We start from the raw sequence: 22,974 nt of genomic DNA on the forward strand, positions 1-22,974 counted from the left end.
ATCCCAGCTTTTAACGGAATGGAGCATGGTCAACGGCATCGAATTTTTATATATCCAGCCCGGAAAGCCCACGCAGAACGGTTTCGTGGAAAGATTGAACGGTACTTACCGTGATAATGTGTTGGACTGCTACCTGTTTGACACATTGGACGAAGTGAGGGAAGTTACCTGGCAATGGATGGATGATTATAACAATCACAGGCCACATGACAGTCTTGGAAATATGCCACCAACAGAATATGCTGCTCTATCCAATTTTGAAAGCGATAAACAGGCGTGTTAGGGTATTTAGGTTTAGGTTAATTTGAAGAGAATTTTGTAAAATTACACAGTCTTAATTTCGGGAAGCCGACACACTCATAAATATCTGGATATCAATTATATGTATTTTTCAATATCAGGTATTTAGTTTTATCTACCTTCCCCACACTACCATTATTAAATTAAATTCTCCTTCCCCAAAATTTTAGATGCTATTAAAATATATAGCATAAAGGCATAACCATAACTAGCACCCCTCTCCCTTCACCCTCCCTTAATAATACGATCAGGGTTATCCCCCTGCTTTGCTCTAATCAAAATTCTTAACTCATTAAATCTATACCCAATGGTAACAGTAAAAAATTATTTTTTAAATCAGTCTACTGATGGTAAAACCTATGTCTGTCTTGAATTGATAGGAGAAATTGAAATCCTCATTTCAGAAAAAACTGGGAAATTCTACGCAGATGTGAAAAAGTGCAAAATCCCTACTAGAATTGATGAAACTACAGCCAAACTTATAGTTGGCAGGGAAATACCTGGCTCTATTGTAAAGAAAGAATGTGCTGCATGGGATTACACTATTCCTGCAACTGGTGAAGTAATCACCATTCACCACAGGTATGAATATGAGCAATAATCTCATCAATTTCCATTAATCACATCACTCAAACAAATGAAAGGTAGACCTGTAAAGGGTTTGCCTTTCTTTTTTTAGCAAAAGTTTAAAATATTCACAATGTCACATACTGAACTTTTAGCAATTCACCCCAACAGAACTTATCTTGATTTTGAAGATGTATCTACTGCAAAACCTTTTCTACAGGCCAATACAGATGAATTTACATTTCAGGAAATTAGGAAAGACCACACGATTCCTTGTTTTGCGAAGGATAATGAACCTTTAATTTCTCATTGCGACTTTATTAATGCCACAACTGATATAATCACTGATTTATTCAAAGGAGAAACTATTTTAAGCCCCAATATCAGATTATCTCACCCAATCAAGGGTAGAATACCAGAGGCAAAAGATAAGGCAGCAAAAGAACTCCTAGAGCATGAAAAGACCCTATATTATGAAAGGATGGCTTTTATTATCGAAGTACCTACAATTTCTGCTGTTATAGCAGGTAACAGGTTAAACCTCACCATTGGAGGGGTTAAAGCTTACTCTCTGGATAATCTTTACAACAAAAAGGGTGCTGATGAACACTTTAAAGTATTCATTGGCTTCCAGAATAAGGTTTGTACAAACTTGTGTGTATCTACAGATGGATTTAAAGCTGATTTGAAAGTCAGGAATATGCAGGAATTACAAAATGCTATATACTGTCTACTTCAACAGCATGATTCAGGCAGACAAATTGCACAACTGAAATCACTTGCTAATTACCATTTAACTGAAAACCAGTTTGTGCAGCTTATTGGCAGATGTAAACTGTATAATTATTTGCCAGCAAAAGTTAAAGCAGATATTTATCCTCTCTTATTTGGTGACACACAGATTAGTGCTATATGTAGGGATTATTACAAGGATGAATCTTTCTGTAGATCAGACGATGGCAGCATTAACTTATGGAGGTTATACAATCTGTTTACTGGTGCTAATAAAAGTTCCTACATCGATACATTTCTGGATAGGTCATTAAATGCTTATCAATTCACTGAACAGATAAAATTTGCATTGGATAACCAGCACCATAGCTGGTTTTTAAATTAGTTTTTGTAAGCATATGGGTTAGTATTTACAGGTCTAGATATTTCTATATCTGGCCTTTTTTAGTTCCAAAAATATATGGCTGGCCTATTCAGGCTGGCCTTCTTTATTTAATCCAATAATCAAGCATCATGAAATATGAGGTCTACAAAGACCTGTACATAAGGGATATGTATGCCATATTTGAATTATTCAGCATTGGCCCCAAGGGTTTAATACCTAAAAGAATTGCTTTTATTCCTACAGAATATCCAGATATTTATAACCTCGTCTTTGGGGACATAAATAAGAGTGATGAAATAGATGATTATTCTGTTAGTGATAATGGAGATAGAAATAAGGTATTAGCTACAGTAGCATATGCTGTTGAAATCTATTTAAATAAGCATCCAAATAGGTATGTTTTCTTTACTGGCAGTACAAAGGAAAGGACAAGATTGTATAGAATGGCTATAGGATTGAATTTTGACGAATTATCCACCAAATTTAATATCTATTGTCAAACTGATACTGGAATTATTCCTTTTCAAAAAAACATATCAACCACAGGTCTTTTAATCAAGAGAAAATTATAAATTTACTGCTATGGCAAAGAGAATCATAAAATATAAAAGCAGTCTATTCCAACAGGAAGTCAATTTAATTATTGACAGCAAAAGTTCTGGAATTGATTTAAAGAAAATTGCGCCTGAAAAACAAGCCAAAGTTAATGAGGCTTTAAGAGGGATAAAATTGCCTAAGTAACATAAGTTTAAAACTTCTATAACAGCCATCTGACTAGTTCAGGTGGCTTTTTTTATTTAGTTCAAATTAATGGGCTGCCTATTGGTAGCCTTTTTTATTTCAATAAATCTGATAATCTAAACATGGAGACAAAAACAATTCAGAAATATCAGGAATTTTTAAGCAAGTCCATCCTGATAGACCAAACACATTTAATTGCTATCCTGTTGGATAAAAAAGCACATGACCAATCCTGTTATATCCACAACCATCTTGAATATACAGGAATTTTGTCTAGTGGTGCCTTTTGGGCCACAGAGGATATGTTATGGGTTAAGAAAGAAGAACTTCTAAAAGACATTGACAAGCTGAAGATTTCAAGGGAACAGGATACAATTCTGGATCATAAGCAACTGGCTAAAGACATGGAGCAGCTTACTGCTGATCTGAAAAAGGTGAAAGAAATGAAAGGGAGGAAAAGAACTATATACCAATGGCTGTTGGTTCCACATTGGTTAAGTGCGGAATTAATTACAATGGGAGAAGTCGTATTTAGAGCCTTTGGCTGTAGCTGGTGGGGTGTTTCCTCCCTACTGGATAACTATTTCACCAAAGAACAGGTATTACTTGACCTTATTGAGGAGGTGGATATAGTGGATATTCATTAAATAAATAATTTATAAAAAACTAAAAATTAGCAAAAATGACAAGTAATAAAGCAGAAATAAACATGCTACTTGACATACATACCACTTTTTCCAAACTTCCTGTTACATTCAGGGAGTTGGTATCAGAGGAATGTAATTGGAGTACTCCCACCTTTTACAGGAAAATGAGAGGTAGGGATAAAGCTGATCCCAATAACAAAGGGAGAATTATACCAGCTTTAAGTAAAGCAGAAAAGGAGGCTATTATACGAAAGACCCAAGTGGTATATCAGGAATTAACTGATTTCTTGGAAAAGTATAGTACTAACTAAAAGTTAGTGCCTTTGGCTGAAAAAGTAGGGTTTGGGTGTAAAAATAGGTGGAAAATTAAAAGGTATTGCCTGAAAGTCTTTACTGTATTAGGTTTTAAACCCAGGATCATGCCCTGGTGGGACCACAAGATAGAAAAGGCTTTCGGCAAAATGGCGCGGAAAGCCTTTTCTGTTTGATACATGTTTTGACGTTTATAGATGGAATTTTTTAACCCAATCGGAAGGAATTGAGCACTTATTTTCCACAAAATTCTTTAATTTTTTTATCGAAGCTATAAGCAACGATTGCGAAAGTTGCTAAACGACTACTTACTTTTAAAGACTTTAAATATTCAGCTTCTGCTATTTCAATCGCTTCATCGTGAATAGCTGTAAACTCCGCTTGTTGGTATGGGTCAGGAAATTTTTGTTTTGCAACTGCATAGCTGGAATCATCAAGAGCAAGTAACCTCTCAATGAATTGACAAAATGAAATATTGTGTTTATCAAGCACATTGAGCAATGTATCAAATCTCTTTAGATCTTTCTCACTAGTAATTTTAGGTAGTATTTCGATGGTTTTGTTGCTTTTACGTCAAAAACGAAATTAGTTGCCCACTATGAAAAAACGTTGGGCGCTGTTCATGTTGGTAACCATAAAATGATTATCTTCCAGAAGCTGCGACTAAACTCATTAATAGATAGTTTAAACTATAAACACATGGGATACATTAGAGAACCGAAAGGGATTGATTTTGTGGTTGATCCCAAACCTTTGACAGAGGAAGACAGGAAAATGATCCGAGATGCTATTGCTCATTATAGAGCAACAGGTCGTAAAAAGCGTTTTCCTGTTAGAAAACGATCAACTAGTACTGTTAAAAGACAGAAAACCAAGCACCGATAAAGGTCGATAAACAGCAAAGTCAAATAAAACGTAACTTGTGTCTTGTATGCTGGAAATAAGAAAAGATCTATTACGTTTGAACATCACATGTCTTTACACTCCCAGGGCATAACCAATCCAGGTTAGTAATAAGGTTAATGAATCTCCCCTGCAAACACCGATGACACGGGCATTTCAATAAATCCTTTGGCCACAAAAAATATCAGCCCTTCCTATTCCCACAAGCCGCGCAAAACGACGCCCGCGGCGTCCTATACGGCTTTCCACATTTTTCGCAAGGCTCGCCATATTGTGCAATACGATGGTGCATAATAGCATTAGGGTTGGTTTCTGATACCCCGGTAACTTCCCGGTAATAATCCAGCAATTCTTTAAAACGTTCTTCGTATGTTTTCCTTTCCCTGTATCTAAACGCTTTACCATAAAGCAAATAAGCTTTCTCGTACTCAGCTTCATCAAGCATAGGTACTTCCGCTTTACACCGCCAACACCAAAGAATTTTCATAATTTCGATAATTAATATCAGTCTTAAGTTAACCTAATCCAGATGATCAAATTTACTACCGGAGACCTGCTCCTTGCCCCTGCCGAAGCTCTTGTCAATGCTGTTAACACTGCAGGGGTAATGGGCAAAGGAATAGCGCTCCAATTCAAAAAGAGATTTCCGCAAAATTATAATCTTTATAAACAAGCTGCAGAGGCAGGACAACTGGAAACCGGCAAAAATTTCGTTGTACAAAATCCTACAACCGATCCTGTAAAATGGATCATTAATTTCCCTACTAAAAAACATTGGAGAAGCCCGTCTGAACTGGAGTACGTAGTAGCGGGATTAGATGATCTGCGGAATGTAATTAAAGATCTGAAAATTAAGTCTATTGCCTTACCTGCCCTGGGATGTGGAAACGGCGGATTGGATTGGAACATTGTTAAACCAATACTGGAAAACAAACTTGAAAGCCTGGTAGAAGTAGAAATACTTATCTACGAACCAATCTAAAAAAATAGCGCCGGTAAAAACCGGCGCAGCCTATCGGGAATGTCAAATCAAAAAAAGTCTACTCTTCAAGGTGAAACCGCCGTTTCACCTCTTCATAATTTCTAAAAGCACCTAACCGGGCATTGCCAAATTCTCCCATATATTCTCCTGAAATCACTACTACTTTTATTGCAGCGAAAGGAACAGGATACCAGTCATAAAGTGAGCCGGGAGAATGCGGTTCAGGTAATTCCTTGATCATAGCGCCAGTAATTGTAGGCCAAAAAGTAAGATACCAGCTATTGGCGGCAGGATCGTCGTTCAACAGGTAGTTGACATGGAACAAGACATCCGATGCAACAAAGGCCCCATTGTCGTAAATCGAACCCTGGTAAGTATATGGAAAGGTTTGCCATTGAAAATAACCTCTGTCGCCCCTGAAACTCCAATATACCAATACTGCACCATGGTCGTTCGCTTCCTGCCAGTTAACAGACGTAGGAAGATCGAAATGGATCGGATATTGCAAGTTCGCCGTACCCGTGATTCCTTTATCCTGGTAAATATTAAAATTCGGGCTGCTATAGGTAAATACTTTTACAGATGCATTGGAGGCGGAAGACAGCTCCAAACCAAATCCCCACCCTTCATCGGTTTTAGGACCATAGAGAATGTGATTGGTCTTGTCTAAATAATAGTCGCCGGTTGAACCTAAGGCCGGATCAGGTGTGCCATCTCCACTTAAGATCTGACTTCCCGGAGCTCCGGGATCACCTTTTGGTCCTTGTGCACCAGGATCACCTTTTGGTCCTTGTGTACCAGGATCGCCCTTCGGTCCTTGTGCACCGGGATCACCCTTCGGTCCCTGCGCACCGGGATCACCTTTCGGTCCCTGCGCTCCAGGATCACCTTTTGGTCCTTGCGTACCAGGATCACCCTTCGGTCCTTGTGCACCAGGATCACCTTTTGGCCCTTGCGTACCGGGATCACCCTTTGGTCCCTGCGTACCAGGATCACCTTTCGGTCCTTGCGTACCAGGATCTCCCTTAGGTCCCTGTGCACCTGGGTCTCCCTTCGGTCCCTGCGCTCCCGTATTACCTTTCGGTCCCTGCGCACCGGGATCTCCCTTCGGTCCCTGTGCTCCCGTATTACCTTTCGGTCCCTGCGCACCAGGATCCCCTTTCGGCCCTTTCATCGAAAACAACGCTGTCCACCCACTGCTGGTCTTCGGCCCATAAAGCATTCCGGATATCTTATCAAGATAAAAATCGCCAACCTGCCCGATATTGGCAGTCGGCGCTCCATCACCGGCATACATGGTAGTTCCGTTTTTACCGGCAGGTCCCACCGGTCCTTGTATGCCCTGCGCCCCTGTGTCGCCCTTGGGGCCGGGACTACCATCTTTTACTACAGGAGAATAATAGGATGGCGCATGATGTCAATGCGAGTCCTGCAACGAGAATCTTCATTTTCGTAGGTTTTAAATGGATGTGGTACTGGGTCGCTGTTACGAAATATAACCTTGCAGTCGATCTTCAGTGTACGATATAGGAACCGATATTCACATGATTTCTGGGGAGCGCCCAACAACAACAAAAGATGTATTGAGCGCAAATCTATTATAGATAGCGGGCGGGGCAAATAGCCATTTCTAGGTATTTTTTATTTCAGAATTTTTTAATCAGGAATTGCAAATGCCTGTTGCACCCACTCAAAACCTGCAGCCTTTTTATTCACATACCCAATACCCGGCCAGGGAAGATGATACGCGAAAACCGCCTGCTGTTCATCCGCTAACTTATCCAATACTTTCCTGCGGGTAGCGGTTGCAAGATCAAAATCCGTATCTCCGTCAAAACCCCATTCCGGATGCGGGAAAAGCAATACGTCCGAATGCATTAGATCAGCGATGTGAGTGATAGATTCTCCATTTGAGAAAATATGCACGAGCGAATGCCCGGGAGTATGGCCCGGAGCCAGTTCCAGGCGGATGCAATCAAATAGCGCAGCGCCATCATCAAATAATTGCAGCTTTCCACCCAACTTTGTAATGGTTTGTTGCGTTGCCTTGGTGAACGTTGCCAGTAATTCTTTATTCGCAAACTTCGACCTGGAGAAGTCCTGTGTTGGAGCCATCCAGAAAGCATGCTCCTTCTTCGACAGGTGAACAGTTGCATTAGGGAAGATCGCCGCTCCTTCTTTCGTATAGACGCCTCCGATATGATCAGGATGCGCGTGTGTAATGATAATCTGTGTGATTGCAGCGGGCAGAATACCAGCATCGTTTAAGCTTTCAGGCAACCAACCGGAGTTAGGGCCGAAGCTGAAACCTGTCCCGGTATCCAGCAAAATAATTTCTTTCCCTGTTTTCACTACCAGAATATTCAAACCCAGATCAATTGCGTCTGTAGACCTGTGCTGTTGCTTCAGCAATGCATTTACTTCCTTTGCAGGCGCACCAGGCGCAAATGTTGGTTGTATTGGCTGCATATGTAAATACCCGTCTGTTACCACTGTAAGCTCCAACTCTCCTACATTAAACCGGTGAAATGACCTGTTACCGGTCAACTGGGCAAACAACCGCCTGAATGGTATCGCAGCCCCTATTCCAATAGCCATTAAATTCCTGAATACTTGTCTTCTTTGCATGATTGCCGTAATTTTTTTCAAAGCTATGAGAGTACTATCTTTATGACAAGTAGGTACTTTTAAGTAGGCTACATACTAAAAGTATACTATTGTTGAAAATCAATTCAATATTTCTTTTTATGAAAGAAAAAAATGCAATAGAACCGGTTTGTGCTGTCGACTATGCTTTCAAAAGAATAGGCGGTAAATATAAAGGACGATTGATCTGGTACCTCTATAATCACGAGGTAATGAGATACGGGGAACTGAGAAGATCCATTAAAGACATCACCCCTAAAATGCTTACGCAAACACTGAGAGAGCTGGAAGAGGACGGGTTGATACTAAGAAAAGTTTACTACGAGGTTCCTCCGAAGGTCGAATATACTTTAACCGAAGTAGGAATGGAACTGATCCCCTTTATACAATACCTGAAAGATTGGGGAAACAAACAACTGGAAAAAAGCAACCTGCCTGCTATAGAAGCAAGTTGCGGATAAATGCCCTGCTAAAATGAAAGACCCCCTGGAAAATCCAGGGGAGCCGTTCTATTTTAATTACAAATCCACGTTAATGAGTTGGTTACCATTCTCAAAAGTGGCTTGTTGAATTGCACATCGATCTGGTTCAAAATAAGCGCCCTGTGGATCAAAGCGTGAAATTGGCGACAGGAAAGAATAAGATTGTTTTTGCAACTGAATTCCCTTACCATTTACGCTGATCTTATCCATATCTTCAAACCCATGCAGCAACAAACTAACATACCGGAAGTTAGAACTGTAGCTACCGGTTACTTTATCGAGCTGTAATTGTTTTTTAGCCGGATCATAAGTTATACTACGCTGGTAATAACCGCCTTTCTCATAGTCGAAGCTTTCGCCATCATCTTCATAATACACAAACGTGTTTGGCTGATCACCCCTGTAAACGTGCAGGTACAGCGTGTCTGCGGGCTTTTCAACGGTCGATTGGGTTAATGACTGCATAGGTATGATACTGCTTCCTTTTACAAAAACAGGCAAGGTTTTGAAACTCAAAGAAAGGATCTGTTCCTGCTTTCCATTGAAGACCTTATCTGTGTACAGGCTATACCATTTGCCCGCAGGAAAATATACCTGCCCGAATTCTTTAGTACTTTCGAAAGGCGCTATCATAAAGGCATTTCCGAACTCAAACTGGTTCTGGAACCTCGTGTCGTAAACCGACGGATCAAAGGTATTGTCGATAGCCAGCGTACGCATCACGGGAACGCCTGTACGACTTGCCGCTGCCATATTGCTGTAGAGGTACGGAAGTAAACGATAGCGCAGGTTGATGTAATTTCTTGTGATTTCCAATGCTTCTTCTCCAAACGCCCATGGCTCGGCCGATTTGGTATTTACCTGGGTATGATTCCTGTAATACGGAATGAATGCGCCAACCTGCATCCAGCGGGTATAAAGACCAACGGTTGGGTTGCCTGTAAAGCCGCCTATATCCATGCCGGCGAAAGGCATGCCGCTAACGCCAAGACTATTCAGCAACCTGACCCCGAGCAGCATATGATCATCTTCCGCCCTGTTATCGCCCGTCCAGATAGCAGTATAACGTTGAGATCCTGCATAGGCTGCACGTGTTAAAAGGAAGGGCCTTTTATTCATATTTTCCCTGGCTCCTTCGTAGCTGGCCCTCGTCATCTGCAACCCATAAATATTATGCGCCTGCAAATGACTTGCGGGGTGTCCTTCCATGTTGAACAGCACATTGTCAGGCATTTTCTGTCCCCAGGTCGCGATCTCGTTCATGTCATTCCATATGCCATTAACTCCTGCATCGGTATATCCCTTGATCTGGGTTTTCCACCACTGGCGGCCTTTCGTACCGGTGAAGTCCGGAAAGTGGCACCAGCCTGGCCAAACCTGTCCTGTATAGTATTTGCCATCGGGGTATTTAATGAAGATATCAGACTGCTTGCCGCTTTCGTAGGCGGCATACCCATCCTCCACTTTAATTCCGGGGTCCACGATCACCGTAAGTTTATAGCCCATATCAGCCAGTTTGCTGCTCAACTGTTTTGGGTTTGGGAAACGTTCTTTATTCCAGGTGAACAACTTGTAGGAATCCATATAGTGGATGTCGAGTGTGATACCGTCTGATGGTATCTTTTTCTCTCTTAATGTTTGCGCAACACGCATTACTTCTACATCCGGGTAATAGCTGTACCGGTTCTGCTGGTAGCCCAGGCTCCATTTGGGAGGTAAAGGCATTCTGCCGGTGAGGGAAGTATAGGAAGAAATAATGCCTGCAAGGGTTTGATGGTAGATGAAGTAGTAATTCATTTCTCCATTCCTCGCGCCAAAGGAAGAGAACCTGTTGTTGCTTGCTCCGAAATTGAAGTCGCTTTGCCAGGTATTATCGAAAAATATCCCGTAATTCAGCTGGTGATGAATACCTATGTAAAACGGGATGGTGGCATAGAGGGGGTCGACATTCGTGGCATAACCGAATTTATCGGAATTCCAGTTGGTATACCCTTCATTTCGCCTGTCGAGGTTGCCTACCTTCTCTCCCAGCCCGATGAAGCGTTCCCCTTCCTGCATGGTTTTATAGCTGGTTACTGCGTCTCCTACCCAGGAGGTGGTTAATCCTCTCTCATCTTCATTGATCACCTGGCCATCGATTGTCAGGAAACGAATGGAAAAAGGAGTTTTAGTGATCTCTACCTGCAATGAATCTGTAGCTACTACAAGTGATTGGGCCGATTGATTGGTTTTAATCTTTGTAGGAAGAGGATTGGCGATAACAGCGTAAGAAAAATCAGGTCCAAGAGGTTGTTTATCTATTCGTACACGCGTAATAGTTGGACTGTAGACGGTTATTTCCGCATAGGCATTTTCTGCGGTTATTTTGATCTGCTGGCCTGCGATATCCACTTTCTTCACGTTGCCGATGGTACGAACGGGCGATTGGGCCCCCGATTTCAGGCAAAATAATACCAGCAAGCCTTTCAGACAAAGGCTCTTATACTTTTTAAACATAAAAAATGAAGATTTTTGGTATAAAATACCCCTGCCACATTATCGTTTTAATGAGCATGGAGCAGGGGATTTTATAACAGGCAGGCATTGGCCTGCCTGCAGGTAAGCGTTAATAACCCGGGTTCTGTTTCAGGTTTGGATTCACAGCCAGGTCGCTGGTTGGAATTGGGAATAACAAGTATTTTGGATCATCCGGTTGTTTCAGCTGCCAAGGTTCGAGGTATTTGCCGAAACGGATAAGGTCTTGTCTTCTCCATCCTTCCCAGTAAAGCTCACGGCCTCTTTCATCTATCAGGTTATTTAAAGTAAGGGTAACCAAAGGAGTTGCCCCGCGTTTAACCCTGAGCGTGTTGACAATCGCGAGCGCCTGCGGAGCTGAGTTGGTTCTCAGCAACGCTTCCGCTTTCATCAGCAATACATCGGCATACCGGAAGAATACAAAGTCGTTGCTGGCTTCATTACCGCTTGATTTCATATCTGGCGGATATTTAACAACCCTGATGCCGGCAGCTTCAACGGCATCGCCGCTTACGCGAATTTCTATATCACGTGTGAAAACCAGCGGGCGACCGTTCCTGTCCAGGATCTTTTCTCCTTTCTCGTTGTATTGTTGTCCTACCAGGAATCCGACCCTTAAGCCGCTTACATCTGTAACGCCCGGATAGGTACCGCCTTTCCTTGTATCGGAATCTTCAAACTTGTCGTAGAAATCGGAAAGAGTGGTGAAGCCATTCCATCCGCTTGGCGTTTGCCTGTAGTGCAGGGTGCAGGTCCAGCGGCAGTAAACGTTGTTGCCGTTACGTGCAGTGCTGAGCCCCGGGCCGTTTTGCTGGGTGAAAATGTTTTCCGTCGACAATACGTCGTTGTCTTTGGCGAAGTTGTCGAAATAGTTATTTGCCAAAGAATAGCTGCCGGTAGCGGTGATCTGGTCGGCCAGCGTAACTACTTTCTGCATATCGGCGGCATCGAAAGTCGGGGTAGCGCGATTCAGGAATGCGCCTTTGTTCAGGTAAACTTTCATCAACAGGAACCTGGCTGCATCCTGGTTAGCTACATAAGCTCCTTTTGCTTCTGCGCGGGTAGGGAGATTAGGCAGAATTGCGGTAAGCTCGCTGATGATATAATCGATCGCTTCCTGTGGCTGCAAAACTTTTGGCGCCTTTAACAGGTCTTCGCCTGCATTACGGAATGCTACCTGGCCAAAGAGATCGAGGCTTCCGAAGATAGACCATGCCCGGAGGAAACGGGCTTCTGCATCGATTCGTGCAGAGGGTTTGAAACGAAGTACGTTAGTAGCGCTGAACTGGTCGAGAAGCAAAGAAGAATAGGCTGTCTGAACACGGTTGTTATCAGGGGTCCATCTGTGTTCATGCAGCTCGCGCCAAACGCCTCCATCGTCCCAGTCGCCGCCTCTTGTAGGGCCAAGACAGGCGTCTGTTGTCATTTCGGAAAGACCAAAGGTTTGTGAGAAGTCCTGGTAGGCGTACTGCATGTTGTCGTAAGCGCTTTTCAGGAGTTGATCGGCAGTCAGTAACGAGTCGGCTTGCGGCTGTGTTAATGCACTACCCAGATTTTCTTTCAGACTGCAGGCAGAATATGCCATGCAGCCTGCGATTACCAACGTGGATTTGAGAATATTTCGAATCATAATAATCAGTTTTTAGCAAGAAATTATAAAGAGAATGACAGGCCAAACATCACGTTCCTGGCGGTTGGATAAGGGATATATTCGATACCGAAAGAAGAAACGCCATTCAGGTTCTTATCTGTATTCACTTCAGGATCGAAGCCAGTATACTTCGTGATCACGAAAAGGTTCTGACCTGTAACGTATATAACAGGATTTTTCAGCACATTTCCGAAGTTTTTGAACTGGTAAGAAAGAGTGATGTTGTCCAGTTTCAGGAAGTTACCATTTTCGAGGAAGCGGGATGAAACGGCCGGAGAGTTGGTCCTGGATTCTCCATTTCCGATCACTGATTTCGCTACGTTCCTTGAACCGAGGTTATTGATAGGTAAAACGGTGTTGGCGGTGTTGTTATAGATCTGGAAGCCAAATGCGCCATGGGAGCTGGCATTCAGTTTCCATCTTTTATAACTTACTTCCGTGTTTATACCTAACAATACTTTAGGGTTAGGATTGGTCATATAGTATTTCTTACCGTTTTCGGCGTAAATGCTGTTGCCTTTATCGTCGAATCCTTCAAATTTCTGCAGGTAGAAAGTGTTGAGCGGGTAACCGTTCTCCAGGCGCTGGGAGGAAGCGTCAGACACTCCCTGTCCGTCGATCGATCCTGTTCTGACAGTTGGGCCATAATAGCCTTCGAATTTGTTTTTCAGGTAGGTGGCGTTCACTCCGAGCGTCCAGTTCCAGTCTTTGGCCCTGATGATATCGCCTTTTAATGCCAATTCAACACCCGTATTCATCACTTTTCCCGGGAGGTTGATCCAGTAGTTGGAAGCGGGAGCCGGCTGCATGGTAGGAAAGCTGAACAACAGGTTGGTGGTATTTTTCAGGAAGTAGTCAATGGTACCGCTGATGCGTTCTTTAGCGAACCCGAAGTCGATACCTACGTTCAGTTGTTTGGATGTTTCCCATTTCAGATCAGGGTTGGCAACGTTAGAGAGTACTGCGCCACCCTGTACCATTACATACTGGGCCTGTGAAGCGCCGGCAGGGAACTCCTGGTTACCGGTGATACCATAACCGGCTCTCAGCGCGAGGTTGCTGACAGCGGTGCTGCCTTTCAGGAACGATTCGTTGATCACATTCCATTTAGCGGCAAATGAAGGGAAGTATCCATAACGGTTGTTAGCTCCAAATTTGCTGGATCCGTCGGCCCTCATGGTAACGGTGAGGATATATTTGTCTTGCGCGTTGACAGTTGCTCTACCGAAGAATGATTGCAGTTCAGAAGTCGGGTTGCGGAAAGAGTTCATGAATGTATTTGTTTGAGTAGGCGCCTGCAGCATATCGGTATATGGCAGGGCATCGGTTGGGAAACCTTTGGCGCCAAGGCCGATACCTGAGTACTCAAATTTTTGTGCTTCGTAACCCAACATTGCTGTAAGGTTCCAGTTATTGCTGAATTGATTGTTATAAGTTAAAGTACTGTTGAACAACTGGGTATTCAGTTCGGCAGTATTATAGGCTGCGATGCCATTGCCTTTAACCTGGTCGATATTGATGTTCTTTGCGATTTGCGCACGGCGTTGTCCTACCTGGTGGTTCACGCTGTACATCGTTCTCAGTTCCCAGTGATCGTCGAATTTAAAGTAAGGAGAAATGCTTCCGAGGATATAGCTGATGGTTGCTTTATCGTCGTACCCGGCAGACATGAGGGCCGGGTTCACCGGTTGGGAAGTTTCCAGGATGTTGAAAGAGCCATCGGCATTATACAATGGCAGGGTTGGGTTCCATTGCAGGGCCTGGCCTATAAGGCTGCCGGTAAAACCTGCGTTGTTGGAGATGGGCGCCAGTTGTTCTGCCGTTTGTGCCGCCATGATATTATAGTCGATTCCCAGTTGTTTGCTGTCCAGGAATTTATTCTGGCCGCTTAAAGTAGCAGTGTATTTTTTCAGGCCGGATTTCTTGACAATACCTTCCTGGTTCAGGAGACCAAAAGAGGCGCGGTACCTGCCGGTTTCGGAACCGCCGCTCATAGCTACTCCAACGTTTTGGGTGATGCCTTTACGGAGAATGGAACCCAGACCATCGGAGCTGGAGCCGCCGTCGCCGGTTTGATTGTATTGTTTCAGGGCTGCACGGTATTCTTCGGCATTCAGTACATCCAGTTTTTTCATGATGCTGCTCTGGCCAATAGAATAGTTGACATCCAATTGCATAGTGCCGGCATTAGCCTTTTTGGTATTGATGATGATAACGCCGTTAGAGCCACGGGAGCCATAGATGGCGGTGGCGGAAGCATCTTTCAATACTTCCATGGTGGCAATATCGTTGGAGTTAATAAAGTTCAGGGGGTTAGCGTCGGGGGTCTGACCCAGGCCTGTTAAGCTAAGGGCAGGGCGGGCAACACGTCCGTCGAGCGGAATTCCATCTACCACATACAGGGGCTGGTTACCGGCACGAACAGAAGAAACGCCCCTGATCCTTACAGTGGCGGAAGCACCGGGAGCGCCGTTGTTATTCAGGATCATCAACCCGGATACTTTACCCTGGATCAGCTGATCGGGAGCGGTAGTGATACCTTTATTGAAGTCTCCGGCTTTTACCTGGGCGATGGAGCCTGTGAGGTCTTTCTTCCTGGTGGTACCATAACCAACCACTACCACGTCGGTAAGGGTAGTATTGGCCTGGACAAGCTGGACGTTGACGCTGGATTTATTAGCAATACTCACTTCCTGGGAGGTAAAGCCAATAAAGGAAACGATTAAGGTGTTACTGTTTGCAGGTACGGTTAGCTTAAAAGCGCCGTTCGCATCTGCAGTGGTACCGGAAGAGGTACCTTTTACCTGGACAGTGGCACCGGGGATGGCGACGCCGGAGTTGTCTGTTACCTTTCCGGTAACTGTCCTGTTCTGTGCAAACACCATATGCTGTAAGGTCAACAGTATGGTGCACAGAAAAAGAGATTTGATGGATCGTGTCTTAAACATAAGTGGATTTTTTAGAGCAATGAAATGCTGTTCTTAAAGCGTTTAGTTGATGGTTCAGTGAATTTCTGATCGGGCAATAAGAAGCCAGTCGCAGTGTTTTACTGCAAGTAGGCAACGTGGATGCAATTAAATTTTTCTTTTAAGTTTTCATCGTGGAACGACTATGGGTCGCTGCTGTTAATTAGTGATTTTTTAAACGGTTTTTAGATTCCTGGTTTTTATCAAATCTAATGATGACCAAAGTAAATTATGAATCATCAGGTCAACAACTTTTACAAGCAAAATATAGAAAATATTGTCCAAATTTTCAAGTTAGTGAAATTGGATGTATTGATAATCAATTAAATATGATTGTATATAAATATTTTTAATATAAATATTTTGAGAGAATTTTAAGAGCATTTAAAGGGCTTTAATCTCCATAATCCGCTGCTCAAATTCGTCGCTGGGCACTAAAGAGCGTTTCTTGATCTTGGTCTTATATGCATAAATGGTGTTAACAGAATACTCGAGAATGCTGGCAATTTTTTCGTTGTCGTTCACCCCTATCCGGATCAGGGCAAAAATTCTAAGGTCCGTGTTTAGTAATTCATTTTCTTTCAGTACTACTTGGTTTTCTTTATCAAACAATTCGTTGAATGCGGAAACAAAATGAGGGAAAATTTTCAGGAATACCCTGTCGAAATGCATGAAAAGCTCTTCTCTTTCCTGGCGGATGTTAATATTATTGATGATATACCTGACCTCGGAGGTAGATTTACTGTCGGCCAGTTTTTGTTCCAGGGTATGTTTCAGTTTTTCCAGTTTGGCTATATAGGTAGCGTTGATATTAAAGCAGTATCCCACATACTCTTCTTTGATCTTATTTGCCTCCAGCAACTGGTTATTGATCTCTTGCTGTTTGAGGTGGGCTTCTGTAATGATACGCTGGGCGGTTTTTAGTTTTTGCACCTGCCTGAATACTGTAATTGCCAGAACTACCAGCGCAATTACCAATAATGTGGCAATAGCTGCATAAATGACCAGCGAGCGGGTTCGTTCTTCTGCCGTTGTGATCCTTTCGTGCTCAATGATGGGTAAAATACTGCTTACCATCACCTTCCTTTGTCTTGCCCCATAAAATACCGCTTCTCCGATGGCCCTTTCAATGCAATGAGAAGCATTTTTAATATCTCCTTTCTCAAATAGTAAAGTAGCGAGACTATAACTGGCCATTGTTTCCTTGGTGGAGGTCCTGATATCGGCAATAGCCGAGCGCATCATCAGGGCGATCGCCGTATCCATTTGCCCGGTGGCCACGTAAATGGCGCCCAGGGTACAGGCCGAAACAGCAATCTGCCTCTCTGTGAGCCCGGGCTGGTTCAGGTTCGGGTAAACCGCGAGGGCTCCCGCCACGTTACCCAGCTTGAACTGCTGCAGTCCTTTATTGTACCGGTACTCAAAAGAGTTGGGCTGCATGAGCGCCAGCGCAGAATCGATATACGTGCTTGCTGTTCGGATATAATCCGGTGTATAGTATTTATCCTGGTTATAATCGGCCAGGTCGAAATACAACCGGCTTTTCATCAGGTAATATTCAATTTTAATGCTGTCGGGAATTCCATTTGCATTGATGGTATTGACAAAAGCAGCTGTTTCGGTGAACATGCCGCTCGACAATAATATATACCCCATTTTCACTTTGGCTTCCACGATCCGGTTGGGGTCATGCAGGTGCTCCGACAGCTCTTCGAGATGACGGGCATACACGAAGGCGGAATCAAAATTGAAAACTTTATAGGCATTATATAACTGCAAATAGGATTGATATAATGACACAGGGTCATGAGACGTCATTTGAAGCCTGTTCCGCAGGCTGTCAATACTCTTTATTTTGAAGGAGTCATATAACGTGGACTGCTCCATTGCTTTGTTGAGTTCTTTCAGCAGGCTGTCGGCCGGTGATTTGGCTTTTACAGCGAAAGGAACAAACAAAAGTATGGCAAGGCAGCTCAGGATTCGATTCATAGCTCGATTGATAAAAACCAGGTCTTGGCTAAATTTAAGTGAACTTTTTTGATAAAACTAACAATAAAATGATCACCCTCTCCAGACCGGAATCCGAAGAGGGTGACTATATTTTTATATGCAGCGCTTTACTGGACTTTTTTCAGCGAGTAATTATTCTTGCTGTCTATTGCTCTCATTTCATTGTCGAGTTGCCGCAGCTCATTTTCTGAAACCTTCTGGAAAAAGCGTTGCAGGTTCCTGTCTTTATCCGGGTTGAGTTGGATTACTGTGGCAGCCGGATCGGAAGGCGTTCCCTGGAGCACTGCAAAATTTCCTTCACTGGGGAACGACAGGTTTTTGCCCTGGTAGGTTTCTTTCATCCTGAAATGGTTCTCTTTATTTTCGGAGTTGATGGACAACGTCAGTTCTGTGGCTATTCCCTCACAATCGGCGCAAGGCAACGTGCCTGAATAAGTGGTGGTAGTTACTACTTCGGCGCCGGCGGCTGTAGTGGCGTTGTCTTTCCCTCCTGTTTTGGCGCTGTTATGGCAGGCAAAAAATATTATAGAGATCAGTAACAGCAATAAGTTTTTCATATACGTGTTTTCTGTACATAACAACATGAATACTTTATTGTTTTCATGGTACCAGTTCAAACACGAAGAACTGTGATTCTTCTTTGTCGGAGAAGTTATTATCGGCTACGAAAACAAGGCTCTTATGGCCGTTTGGCAGAACAGGACCAAAGGTTACGCCTTCTATATTGTCGATATACCTGTTTAATGCAGTGAAGTTATAGAGCAGTTTTTTAGTTGCCGGTTTGAAATGAGTATCCTGGCTGAGGGAGTTTACATTGCTGATGTCAGTGGCGTTCTCCAGGTCTGCAAGAAATACTTTGATGGTGCATTCCCGGGTCCCGGTAGAAAAAGAGCGTTCTATGGTTAATAACTGGTGATCAGACAAAGGAAGGATATCTGAAATGCCGTTCACCTTAAAGGCATTTGCAGGAGTAGCCGGTGTTGCGACTGGTTCCAGTTTGTACGCATATTGCGCAATTGGTTGCCTGGTTTGTGCGTTGTATTTAATGATCCGGGTAAACGCAGGACCGTCCGTTACTTCGGCACGGGGACCATCTTCATACCTGGGTTCTTCCAGGCTCACAAACATATGTTTATAATTGCCGGAGAATCCCAGTCCTTCAAACACTCCATTTCTTCTTGGCCCGTTCTCGGTGGCCTGCATGAGGAACTGGTTGGGCAGGGCAAATGAATCTATATACTCGCCTGCAAGGCTTATTTCATAAATGCCGGGATTGGTGATCACGGTATCCTGGGGCGTTACGATCCTTTCTCCTTCGCTCGACCATACCAGGCATTTTTTTACGGGGTTATACCGCATGGCTTCCGGATCTGGCGTCAGTGCGGGATTAGTTTTGGAATCGGGATAGGCCGATCCGTTCGGCATCCGCAGCGTAGTAACGTTTGTAATGCTAACGCTATCAAAAGAAGTATTGTTGAACCAGAGTTTGGCGGTGTAGAACCTGGCGGGATTGATAGCCGACCTGTCGTCGCAGATCATATAGTATTCGCCGGTTGCAGGATTGTAATCGATGCCCGAAAGCCCGCCAACCGTTGTATTGTTAAATGAGATGTTGTAAGGAATGGTATACTGACCTACCAGTTTTAATGTGCCAATGGAGTTGTTTCCCGGCTGCCGGGTAGTTTTGCAGCTGTTGAAAATAAACGTCAGCAGCAACACAATAATGGTGTTACGCAGATCGATACATCCGAAGCAATAGTTTCTCATGCCGGCAAGTTAGCTAATCCGGGTTAAACTAATGTAAAGGCCGATACAAAAAGTACCGGCCTGCTGGTGATCTGTTAGTGTGATCAGGCTTTAATGAAAAGTTTTGCTATCGGCAAAACTTCCGCCATGCTCAAAGGCGCGCCCAGTGGCTTTGAAGGGATGTAAATAAAAAAGCCATCACTACTACCGGTGAGGGTAATCGTGATGGCCTGAAAAAAGATAGGATCTTTTATACTGATCTGCCTCTAATAATATTAACAAGTATGGCTATAATGGCCAGAACCAATAACGCGTGAATCAGAGAGCCGGCTGAATAAACGAAAAATCCCAGTATCCAACCGATGATCAAAATGACGGCTATCAAATAAAGCAGACTGTTCATATTTAAAGGATTTGGTTCATTCTCCGTTATCAAAATTCTGTGCCAACTGGTTAATAGGTTTATTTACAATGAAAACGTGCAATTGGGCGGGGTTCTGTTGTGGAAGCATCTCCCCCATCCGAGCAAAAATGGGTCACAGAGTTATATATTAATACTTTATAAACGCCTGTATGAAAAGCTTTTAGGTGTCTGGATACAAATTTGTACCACCTTTTCTAAAAATTAACCACAATGCAGGACGAAAAACTCGGAACCATCTTAAATGATCTCGTAAAAATCCATGAAGCCCGTATAGCCAGTTATGAGAAAGCCCAGGCAGCAATAGAGAGCGAAGATGAAAAAGCGTTATTTCAACAGATGATGGAAGACAGTAAAAGGATCATAGCAGAATTGCATGAATTAATGTTAGCGCACCAGGATGAGATTGAAGGAGAGGAAGGGCGCGTATACAGGGCCTGGACTGCTATCCGGTCGCAATATGTAGGTAATGACAGGCATACTGTCTTTTCTTTTTGTGAATACGGAGAAGATACTGTACAATTCGCGTACTCCAGCGCCTTACATCTTCCGGTGATAATGCCTTACCGCTTACGGGAAATACTTTCTCAGCAACAAGATAAACTTAAAGAGTCGCACGATACCATAAAAAGCTACAGGGATGTAGTTCATCATTAAGCCTGCTATTGTGCAGCGCCCTTTTGTCTGTTCTTTTTATTCATATTCGGTACAGATAAGGATGTTCAGTTTACCCATGCTATTTTTGAATTCATGATATTCCAATCATACTTATCTTAATAAGTAATATGGCAACTACGGGATTTTCGGTACAGGGCTGCTTTTTCATCGTTTAAAGCAGCCCTTTTTTTATGTCCTTCAATTACCTTTTTAAATTCTTTTTAAAAGAAAACGGGGGTTAAATCGCTGCTTTTATTCAACGACTTTTTATCCTGTTCATTTTATTCAGTGCTAAATCTGTGTTTTAAAAATCACAGTACTGTATTACCTTTACCCAGATCTAAAGAGGTACCCCTTGTAATATTTTAACCTCCCCATGAAAAACAACAAATGATCAGGTGACCTAACCAGTCACCTTTTTTATTTACCATATATGGCTCCAGTCTTTCCACACAGGGTTTAATCCCTGGCTGCAAAGCGAGGCCACTACTTCTGCTACGCTCCTTTCATCGGATATTTCAAATTGCTCCAGCGACTCGCGATTAATAGTATAACCTCCGGGATTAGTACGGGAACCTGCGCTCATGCTGGTTATACCTACCTGGCATAATAAATCCCGGAACCTGGCTTCCTCACGGGTAGAGATACTTAATTCAACATCCGGGTTGAAAAGGCGGTAGGCGCAGATAAGTTGCACCAGTTCCCTGTCGCTCATCTCTACTTTTGGATGCAGGCCGCCGGAGAAAGGCCGGAGCCTTGGAAATGAAATACTGTAGCGGGTTTTCCAGTATTGTTTCTCCAGGTAGGTCAAATGCAGGGCTGTGAAGAAGCTGTCGGTACGCCAGTCTTCCAGTCCAATTAAAACCCCTAACCCGATCTTGTGCATTCCCGCCTTCCCCAGGCGGTCAGGGGTAGCCAGGCGGTAATGGAAATTAGACTTCCTGCCCTTGGGGTGATGCAGCTGGTAGTCGGCCTGGTGGTAGGTTTCCTGGTAAACCAGCACTGTATGAATGCCTAATCCCGAAAGTTCCCTGTATTCCTCTTCTTCCATTGGCTGCACCTCCATCGAAAGTTGTGCAAAATGAGGCCGGAGCAACGAGATGGCTTGCCGGAAATAAGGCATACCTACCATGTGTCCATCTTCCCCTGTCACCAGCAACAAATGCTCGAACCCCAGCGCCTTTACGGCTTCTGCTTCCTGTAGGATCTCCGCACCGGTAAGCGTTTTGCGGGGAACTTTGTTTTGCAGGCTAAACCCGCAATAAGTACAAATATTCTTGCACTCGTTAGATAAGTACATAGGAATATACATCTGCATATTATTCCCAAAGCGTTGCCTTGTCAGCAGCATACTTTTATGTATCATCTGCTCCAGGAAAGGCGCGGCAGCCGGCGAGATCAGCGCGGCAAAGTCTTTCAGGGAAAGCGTAGCGGCATTCAGCGCCGCCTGCACATCCTCGCGGGTAGCCGCATAGATCTGCGATTTAACTTCGTTCCAGTCGTACTGTTCAAATACTTCTCTAAACATTTTGCCTGGTTTCTGATTCGTTTAAAAATGCGATCATAGGGCTGGATGCAGAAGCCTGGAGAGAACTGCCTGAAAGGCCTGCCTCATACGCCATCCGCCCCGCTTCTACCCCCGCTTTAAAGGCTGCCGCCATCTGAACGGGTTTGCCGGAAGCAGCAATAGCAGTATTCACCAAAACTGCATCGGCGCCCATTTCCATTGCCTTGGCTGCATCAGAAGGACTGCCTATTCCCGCATCTACTACCACAGGTACCCTACTCTGGCTGATAATGATCTCCAGGAATTCCGCTGTTTTCAATCCCCTGTTGCTGCCAATGGGCGAGCCAAGCGGCATTACAGCCGCCACTCCAACGTCTTCCAAGCGTTTGCAGAGCACAGGGTCGGCATGCACATATGGCAATACCACAAATCCTTGCTTCACCAGTTCTTCCGCCGCCAGCAACGTTTCAATAGGGTCCGGCATCAGGTAGCGGGGATCGGGATGTATTTCCAGTTTAACCCAGTTGGTATCCAGCGCTTCCCTTCCTAACTGTGCCGCATATACGGCCTCTTTGGCTGTTCTGGCGCCGGAAGTATTGGGCAGTAAACTGATCCTCGGATGCCGGAGATGCGCGAGCATATCATCGCCGGGATTATTTAAATCAACCCTTTTCAATGCTACTGTTACCAGCTCGGTGCCGGAAACCAGCAAGGCGCTCGACATAAGGTTGTTGGACGCAAACTTTCCCGTTCCTGTGAACAAGCGGGAGGAAAAGACTTTATCAGCAATCGTTAATGATTCCAT

At 43.8% G+C, this 22,974-nt stretch carries 22 protein-coding genes and 1 pseudogene; 10 read left to right on the top strand and 13 right to left on the bottom strand.

All coding sequences use genetic code 11. The annotated features are described in order from the left end of the window. The 7 genes and pseudogenes from BLV62_RS24140 to BLV62_RS24165 all read left to right on the top strand — a co-directional run. A pseudogene (locus BLV62_RS24140) lies at window positions 1-250 on the top strand (integrase core domain-containing protein); the annotation flags it as partial. Between the two features lie 357 nt (window positions 251-607). After that, a complete protein-coding gene (locus BLV62_RS24145) occupies window positions 608-901 on the top strand; it encodes a hypothetical protein (protein WP_089765075.1) in 294 nt (97 codons plus the stop codon). A gap of 99 nt (window positions 902-1,000) precedes the next feature. After that, window positions 1,001-1,984: a DUF3871 family protein gene (locus BLV62_RS24150; RefSeq protein ID WP_089765076.1), complete on the top strand. Its 984-nt coding sequence runs from the start codon at window positions 1,001-1,003 to the stop codon at window positions 1,982-1,984. 128 nt (window positions 1,985-2,112) lie between these two features. After that, the gene (locus BLV62_RS24155; protein ID WP_089765078.1) at window positions 2,113-2,556 is read left to right on the top strand and encodes a DUF6934 family protein; all 444 of its coding nucleotides are present in this window, start codon (window positions 2,113-2,115) and stop codon (window positions 2,554-2,556) included. A gap of 10 nt (window positions 2,557-2,566) precedes the next feature. Next, window positions 2,567-2,725 (top strand): hypothetical protein, encoded by a 159-nt coding sequence (locus BLV62_RS28415; RefSeq protein WP_168927974.1) that lies wholly within the window; start codon window positions 2,567-2,569, stop codon window positions 2,723-2,725. Between the two features lie 122 nt (window positions 2,726-2,847). Further along, window positions 2,848-3,372: a hypothetical protein gene (locus BLV62_RS24160; RefSeq protein WP_089765080.1), complete on the top strand. Its 525-nt coding sequence runs from the start codon at window positions 2,848-2,850 to the stop codon at window positions 3,370-3,372. A 35-nt stretch (window positions 3,373-3,407) separates the two neighbouring features. Beyond that, entirely contained in the window at window positions 3,408-3,683 is a 276-nt protein-coding gene (locus BLV62_RS24165; RefSeq protein WP_089765082.1) for a hypothetical protein, read from the top strand. A gap of 235 nt (window positions 3,684-3,918) precedes the next feature. On the opposite strand, the gene BLV62_RS24175 is transcribed toward BLV62_RS24165, so the two are convergent. Both BLV62_RS24175 and BLV62_RS28655 read right to left on the bottom strand, forming a co-directional pair. Further along, window positions 3,919-4,176, bottom strand: coding sequence for a hypothetical protein (locus BLV62_RS24175; RefSeq protein ID WP_139170381.1), 258 nt, complete (start codon window positions 4,174-4,176; stop codon window positions 3,919-3,921). A 595-nt stretch (window positions 4,177-4,771) separates the two neighbouring features. Next, window positions 4,772-5,032, bottom strand: coding sequence for a hypothetical protein (locus BLV62_RS28655; RefSeq protein WP_211117940.1), 261 nt, complete (start codon window positions 5,030-5,032; stop codon window positions 4,772-4,774). A gap of 84 nt (window positions 5,033-5,116) precedes the next feature. On the opposite strand from BLV62_RS28655, the gene BLV62_RS24190 reads away from it, so the two are divergent. Further along, complete coding sequence (locus BLV62_RS24190) at window positions 5,117-5,569, top strand: macro domain-containing protein (RefSeq protein WP_089765092.1); 453 nt, start codon at window positions 5,117-5,119, stop codon at window positions 5,567-5,569. 58 nt (window positions 5,570-5,627) lie between these two features. On the opposite strand, the gene BLV62_RS24195 is transcribed toward BLV62_RS24190, so the two are convergent. Both BLV62_RS24195 and BLV62_RS24200 read right to left on the bottom strand, forming a co-directional pair. After that, complete coding sequence (locus BLV62_RS24195) at window positions 5,628-6,896, bottom strand: collagen-like domain-containing protein (RefSeq protein WP_211117942.1); 1,269 nt, start codon at window positions 6,894-6,896, stop codon at window positions 5,628-5,630. Between the two features lie 329 nt (window positions 6,897-7,225). Beyond that, on the bottom strand, window positions 7,226-8,197 hold the full coding sequence (locus BLV62_RS24200) for an MBL fold metallo-hydrolase (protein ID WP_089765096.1): 972 nt from the start codon (window positions 8,195-8,197) through the stop codon (window positions 7,226-7,228). Between the two features lie 119 nt (window positions 8,198-8,316). Here BLV62_RS24200 and BLV62_RS24205 point away from each other — a divergent pair, with 119 nt between their 5' ends. After that, complete coding sequence (locus BLV62_RS24205; protein ID WP_089765097.1) at window positions 8,317-8,676, top strand: winged helix-turn-helix transcriptional regulator; 360 nt, start codon at window positions 8,317-8,319, stop codon at window positions 8,674-8,676. 57 nt (window positions 8,677-8,733) lie between these two features. Here the strand turns inward: BLV62_RS24205 and BLV62_RS24210 are convergent, their stop codons facing one another. The 7 genes from BLV62_RS24210 to BLV62_RS28185 form a co-directional block, all read right to left on the bottom strand. Further along, window positions 8,734-11,193 carry a glycoside hydrolase family 31 protein gene (locus BLV62_RS24210; protein ID WP_089765099.1) on the bottom strand — a complete coding sequence of 820 codons (2,460 nt, stop codon included), beginning with the start codon at window positions 11,191-11,193 and terminating at the stop codon, window positions 8,734-8,736. A 109-nt stretch (window positions 11,194-11,302) separates the two neighbouring features. Continuing rightward, the gene (locus BLV62_RS24215; RefSeq protein ID WP_089765100.1) at window positions 11,303-12,841 is read right to left on the bottom strand and encodes a RagB/SusD family nutrient uptake outer membrane protein; all 1,539 of its coding nucleotides are present in this window, start codon (window positions 12,839-12,841) and stop codon (window positions 11,303-11,305) included. 23 nt (window positions 12,842-12,864) lie between these two features. Beyond that, window positions 12,865-15,810, bottom strand: a complete 2,946-nt coding sequence (locus BLV62_RS24220; protein WP_089765102.1) for a SusC/RagA family TonB-linked outer membrane protein — start codon at window positions 15,808-15,810, stop codon at window positions 12,865-12,867. A 402-nt stretch (window positions 15,811-16,212) separates the two neighbouring features. Beyond that, a complete protein-coding gene (locus tag BLV62_RS24225; RefSeq protein WP_089765103.1) occupies window positions 16,213-17,817 on the bottom strand; it encodes a DUF6377 domain-containing protein in 1,605 nt (534 codons plus the stop codon). A gap of 128 nt (window positions 17,818-17,945) precedes the next feature. Then, window positions 17,946-18,395 carry a copper resistance protein NlpE gene (locus tag BLV62_RS24230; protein ID WP_168927975.1) on the bottom strand — a complete coding sequence of 150 codons (450 nt, stop codon included), beginning with the start codon at window positions 18,393-18,395 and terminating at the stop codon, window positions 17,946-17,948. Window positions 18,396-18,438: 43 nt separating this feature from the next. Beyond that, complete coding sequence (locus BLV62_RS24235) at window positions 18,439-19,605, bottom strand: esterase-like activity of phytase family protein (protein WP_089765107.1); 1,167 nt, start codon at window positions 19,603-19,605, stop codon at window positions 18,439-18,441. A 229-nt stretch (window positions 19,606-19,834) separates the two neighbouring features. Next, a complete protein-coding gene (locus tag BLV62_RS28185; RefSeq protein WP_139170384.1) occupies window positions 19,835-19,987 on the bottom strand; it encodes a lmo0937 family membrane protein in 153 nt (50 codons plus the stop codon). A 231-nt stretch (window positions 19,988-20,218) separates the two neighbouring features. On the opposite strand from BLV62_RS28185, the gene BLV62_RS24240 reads away from it, so the two are divergent. Next, the gene (locus BLV62_RS24240) at window positions 20,219-20,662 is read left to right on the top strand and encodes a PA2169 family four-helix-bundle protein (RefSeq protein WP_089765109.1); all 444 of its coding nucleotides are present in this window, start codon (window positions 20,219-20,221) and stop codon (window positions 20,660-20,662) included. A gap of 424 nt (window positions 20,663-21,086) precedes the next feature. Here the strand turns inward: BLV62_RS24240 and thiH are convergent, their stop codons facing one another. Continuing rightward, a complete protein-coding gene (gene thiH, locus BLV62_RS24245; RefSeq protein WP_089765111.1) occupies window positions 21,087-22,190 on the bottom strand; it encodes a 2-iminoacetate synthase ThiH in 1,104 nt (367 codons plus the stop codon). Then, a complete protein-coding gene (locus BLV62_RS24250; protein WP_089765112.1) occupies window positions 22,183-22,974 on the bottom strand; it encodes a thiazole synthase in 792 nt (263 codons plus the stop codon). The genes thiH and BLV62_RS24250 overlap by 8 nt, the downstream gene beginning before the upstream one ends.

Origin of the sequence: Chitinophaga terrae (ex Kim and Jung 2007) (assembly GCF_900107795.1) — a bacterium.
Classification (GTDB): Bacteria; Bacteroidota; Bacteroidia; order Chitinophagales; family Chitinophagaceae; genus Chitinophaga; species Chitinophaga terrae.

Coding starts and splice junctions, on each gene's coding strand:
- BLV62_RS24230 (WP_168927975.1), bottom strand. CDS start 18,395: ATGAAAAACTTATTGCTGTTACTGATCTCTATAATATTTTTTGCCTGC.
- BLV62_RS24235 (WP_089765107.1), bottom strand. CDS start 19,605: ATGAGAAACTATTGCTTCGGATGTATCGATCTGCGTAACACCATTATT.
- BLV62_RS24150 (WP_089765076.1), top strand. CDS start 1,001: ATGTCACATACTGAACTTTTAGCAATTCACCCCAACAGAACTTATCTT.
- BLV62_RS24200 (WP_089765096.1), bottom strand. CDS start 8,197: ATGCAAAGAAGACAAGTATTCAGGAATTTAATGGCTATTGGAATAGGG.
- BLV62_RS28655 (WP_211117940.1), bottom strand. CDS start 5,032: ATGCTTGATGAAGCTGAGTACGAGAAAGCTTATTTGCTTTATGGTAAA.
- BLV62_RS24165 (WP_089765082.1), top strand. CDS start 3,408: ATGACAAGTAATAAAGCAGAAATAAACATGCTACTTGACATACATACC.
- BLV62_RS24210 (WP_089765099.1), bottom strand. CDS start 11,193: ATGTTTAAAAAGTATAAGAGCCTTTGTCTGAAAGGCTTGCTGGTATTA.
- BLV62_RS24220 (WP_089765102.1), bottom strand. CDS start 15,810: ATGTTTAAGACACGATCCATCAAATCTCTTTTTCTGTGCACCATACTG.
- BLV62_RS24205 (WP_089765097.1), top strand. CDS start 8,317: ATGAAAGAAAAAAATGCAATAGAACCGGTTTGTGCTGTCGACTATGCT.
- BLV62_RS24155 (WP_089765078.1), top strand. CDS start 2,113: ATGAAATATGAGGTCTACAAAGACCTGTACATAAGGGATATGTATGCC.
- thiH (WP_089765111.1), bottom strand. CDS start 22,190: ATGTTTAGAGAAGTATTTGAACAGTACGACTGGAACGAAGTTAAATCG.
- BLV62_RS24160 (WP_089765080.1), top strand. CDS start 2,848: ATGGAGACAAAAACAATTCAGAAATATCAGGAATTTTTAAGCAAGTCC.
- BLV62_RS24240 (WP_089765109.1), top strand. CDS start 20,219: ATGCAGGACGAAAAACTCGGAACCATCTTAAATGATCTCGTAAAAATC.
- BLV62_RS28415 (WP_168927974.1), top strand. CDS start 2,567: ATGGCAAAGAGAATCATAAAATATAAAAGCAGTCTATTCCAACAGGAA.
- BLV62_RS28185 (WP_139170384.1), bottom strand. CDS start 19,987: ATGAACAGTCTGCTTTATTTGATAGCCGTCATTTTGATCATCGGTTGG.
- BLV62_RS24190 (WP_089765092.1), top strand. CDS start 5,117: ATGATCAAATTTACTACCGGAGACCTGCTCCTTGCCCCTGCCGAAGCT.
- BLV62_RS24215 (WP_089765100.1), bottom strand. CDS start 12,841: ATGATTCGAAATATTCTCAAATCCACGTTGGTAATCGCAGGCTGCATG.
- BLV62_RS24145 (WP_089765075.1), top strand. CDS start 608: ATGGTAACAGTAAAAAATTATTTTTTAAATCAGTCTACTGATGGTAAA.
- BLV62_RS24250 (WP_089765112.1), bottom strand. CDS start 22,974: ATGGAATCATTAACGATTGCTGATAAAGTCTTTTCCTCCCGCTTGTTC.
- BLV62_RS24225 (WP_089765103.1), bottom strand. CDS start 17,817: ATGAATCGAATCCTGAGCTGCCTTGCCATACTTTTGTTTGTTCCTTTC.